A 2,996-nucleotide genomic window follows, 5' to 3' on the forward strand; every position below is an offset into this window, starting at 1 on the left:
TCCTGTCAGCCTACAGCTTTATCTGTTCGCACTTCCGACCTAGACGCCACCTGTTCACTGCTGCAGGGTATCGTGAGGAGCTGAGGCAGCGCTTTGGGAGCTGGCGGGAGGTTGCTGGTCTCGAAATAGCTGCTTAAGGAAGGCAAAGGGGGTGGCAGCAGACTTCTATGGTCGTTATTGACTCGTTCCAAAGTTAACTTGACAACGCCCCTTAAACTCCTGGAGTCCTGACTTTGCGGTAGCCCTGGTAAAGGTGTCAGCGGGAACGCCCCGTTCAGGGAGAGCGTGTTGAAAGCAGGTCCCGGATTTCCTCGAGGAGGATTTCTTCGCGTGACTGGACAGGCGGTTTCTCGGAACGCTTCATGAGGTTATTGTAAGTGCGGACAATCAAGAAGATGACAAAGGCAATGATAAGGAAGTTCAGCACGGCGGCTAGGAAATTACCGTAGGTAATGCCGTTCCAGGCGAGTTCTGCAATCCGACTCACACCCGCAGCCTCGAGGGCAGGATTGAGTACGGCGGGCGTTATGATATCAACAACGAGTGAATTGACGATGGCGCCAAAGGCCACGGCAAGAATGACGGCGACGGCAAGTTCCATGACGTTGCCACCAGCGATGAACACCCGAAACTCCTTTAGCATGGCTTCCTCCTACGTTCTGACCCTTGGCGCCTGCGGCCCATACCCTGCTTCATACTATGCTCTGGAGGCTCAGGCATCCCCACCGGTCCGCTCTCACCTTACCACTCTGGGGTTTTTGGCACAACGCCCGAAATAGTACATTTCAGATTTCAGTCTGGCTGAGCTTTGCGATGTTGAAGGCAAAAACCCTATTTGCCAGTTCTGAGCAGCTTTCTCAAAACCCATACTCGACATCGGAATTGCCAAGGCTAGTTTTGAGAAAGGATTTCGAGAATCGCAATTCTCCGTATCTTCGATGGGAACAGCGTTATCAGCAAATCTTATTGAAAACGGAGGTTTTCGAGAAATGTCACTATCAGATTCATTTGCAGGGCTCTAAAGCTTGGAATATACCTTTTGGGGGTTGGGCCAAAAAACCCCCCCTTATGTCTTGTCGTGGGATAAGGCTCTCTTATCCTATTTTACTCCTGCCCTTCGGAAAGCTTCGCGAACCACTGAGATTAAATCGTTGGAATAAACTAACGATTTAACCGGAATCGGTATAAGGTGCTCTTCCAAAGTTACTCGGTGCCTGGGATCAGCAACACACTAAAGATAGCGCTATCCGGAGGTGCTGAACCACCTGGCTAAATAAAGAGCCCGGCGGTCACCCCGGGCCCGAGAGAGCAGCGAAAACGCTCAGTATGCTGTGGATGAACTGAAGCGTCGGGATGAAGCAGTGCAGCCTAAGCACCGTGGCTGGTGACCATAGGGTAGGAGGTAGAACTCAAGCTCAGCATTAAGGCTTTAGTCTTATACGAAGCAAAAGCAGAATCTTATGAGCCTATTATTTAGCTGGCTACCAAACATCCTCTTTGCTTTGGTAGCTAAGCCCCGGTGTTTCCCAACTCACCGGGGCTTGTTTTTTTGACGGGCGCTGCTTTACTTTGCAAGATGAGTACCTCGACCTTATAGGTTAAGATGCGGTTGAGATTACCCTATAGGAGGCTTTTATGGGTTGGATCATCACCATCATCGTCGGCGCACTCATCGGCTGGGTAGCTAGCCTCATCATGAAGACTGATGAGCAGCAAGGACCAGTTCTTAACATCGTCATCGGTATTGCTGGCGCCTTTTTAGGCCGGTTGATTTTTGCTAATTTGTTGGGTATCGGGAGTGCTGCTCAAGCAGGCCAGTTTGACATCATGGGCATCATCTGGGGAGTGATAGGAGCGCTTGTTCTTATTGCCATCTTAAAGGCCCTCAATGTCCTTAAGTAAAACAAATAACAAGCCTGGCGGTGCGGCTGGATTGTGGTGACACTGTAACGCAAGGGGAGTGATCTATTAACGGGCCACGGATGTCAACTGGAAGTTCTCTCTTCCATCGCGTCCTTGGCCGTTTTTCTTAACTTTATACCTAGTGCTTTCCCGCACAACCTCACCCGCATGGCCTTCTTGCTCGGAAGCTAATAAATAAATCCTGTACTCTTCGGCAGTTAGTTCAGCGCCCTCTACATTAACAATTTGTTCCATGGGTGAGATTACTGCAAAAGAATATCCCGGTGATGAGACCGGGCTGGTGGTGATGTTATGCAAGTAAAATAGCTTTTTGCAAGCCAGTACCTTTTATTAACCTGCTGCTAGACCTATGTTAATGAGCAGAGTTTAGTCGAGTTTCACGAATTAAGCCTAGGACTCTAGAGGTAGTCCTCAATGAGTAACAATTTCTCTTACGTAATTATTGAATGTAACAACAGATGGGTACTACTTGAGGATAAAGATGGTGAGCAGTTGACGCTTCCACAAGACTGGCTGCCTTCTCCTTGCCACACCGGAGCTAAAGTCGTAGTCACGGCTCATGGGTATGGCAATCGTGGTCAGGTATGGCTTACTGTAATCGAAGGTGACTTCAACAGCTAAAGCTGGTGTTAGTAGGGTACTATAAAACTCCAGAAACACGAAGGGTTACCTTCTAAAAAGCAGGGGGTGGGTTGGTGGAAGAGATGAAAGACCTGAAGTATGGAGTTTAGCTACAACGTAGTCGAAACGAATGAAAAATGGGCTACGCTTGAAGGCTACCAGCGGGAAAGAATAAAGATACCTCGACTTTGGCTGCCTTCTCATTGCGAAGCTGGATGTCAAGTACTGGCTGAAGTTAAACTCTCAGATGGGCGCGGCATAGTGGAATTTGTAGTTGTTTCGACTAGCTCTTAGGTGAAGCCGACTTTCCGCCCCCTGTTCACGAATTCTGTTAATTTAAGTCATTTGGTAAAAATGCCGCCCTGGACACTGCTTATCATGATGACTGTTTCCACTTGAATAGTGAATTGTCTCACTCTACGGCCTAAGAAAAATGGTTTGGCTTCCCAGCG

4 protein-coding genes are annotated in these 2,996 nt (G+C 48.6%); 2 read left to right on the plus strand and 2 right to left on the minus strand.

Annotation, left to right across the window (positions count from 1 at the left end; translation table 11 throughout):
* Positions 1 to 274: 274 nt before the first annotated feature.
* A complete protein-coding gene (gene mscL, locus AC2VE5_RS25180; RefSeq protein ID WP_486890330.1) occupies positions 275 to 643 on the minus strand; it encodes a large conductance mechanosensitive channel protein MscL in 369 nt (122 codons plus the stop codon).
* A gap of 992 nt (positions 644 to 1,635) precedes the next feature.
* On the opposite strand from mscL, the gene AC2VE5_RS25185 reads away from it, so the two are divergent.
* Complete coding sequence (locus AC2VE5_RS25185) at positions 1,636 to 1,902, plus strand: GlsB/YeaQ/YmgE family stress response membrane protein (protein WP_486890331.1); 267 nt, start codon at positions 1,636 to 1,638, stop codon at positions 1,900 to 1,902.
* A gap of 66 nt (positions 1,903 to 1,968) precedes the next feature.
* On the opposite strand, the gene AC2VE5_RS25190 is transcribed toward AC2VE5_RS25185, so the two are convergent.
* A complete protein-coding gene (locus AC2VE5_RS25190; protein WP_486890332.1) occupies positions 1,969 to 2,157 on the minus strand; it encodes a hypothetical protein in 189 nt (62 codons plus the stop codon).
* A 180-nt stretch (positions 2,158 to 2,337) separates the two neighbouring features.
* Here AC2VE5_RS25190 and AC2VE5_RS25195 point away from each other — a divergent pair, with 180 nt between their 5' ends.
* Positions 2,338 to 2,544, plus strand: a complete 207-nt coding sequence (locus AC2VE5_RS25195; protein ID WP_486890333.1) for a hypothetical protein — start codon at positions 2,338 to 2,340, stop codon at positions 2,542 to 2,544.
* Positions 2,545 to 2,996 lie beyond the last annotated feature (452 nt).

The organism is Aliterella sp. E5.1 (assembly GCF_057473825.1).

What these genes read in the sequence shown, in the direction of transcription:
- mscL (WP_486890330.1), bottom strand. Translation starts at nt 643, where the DNA reads ATGCTAAAGGAGTTTCGGGTGTTCATCGCTGGTGGCAACGTCATGGAA.
- AC2VE5_RS25185 (WP_486890331.1), top strand. Translation starts at nt 1,636, where the DNA reads ATGGGTTGGATCATCACCATCATCGTCGGCGCACTCATCGGCTGGGTA.
- AC2VE5_RS25190 (WP_486890332.1), bottom strand. Translation starts at nt 2,157, where the DNA reads ATGGAACAAATTGTTAATGTAGAGGGCGCTGAACTAACTGCCGAAGAG.
- AC2VE5_RS25195 (WP_486890333.1), top strand. Translation starts at nt 2,338, where the DNA reads ATGAGTAACAATTTCTCTTACGTAATTATTGAATGTAACAACAGATGG.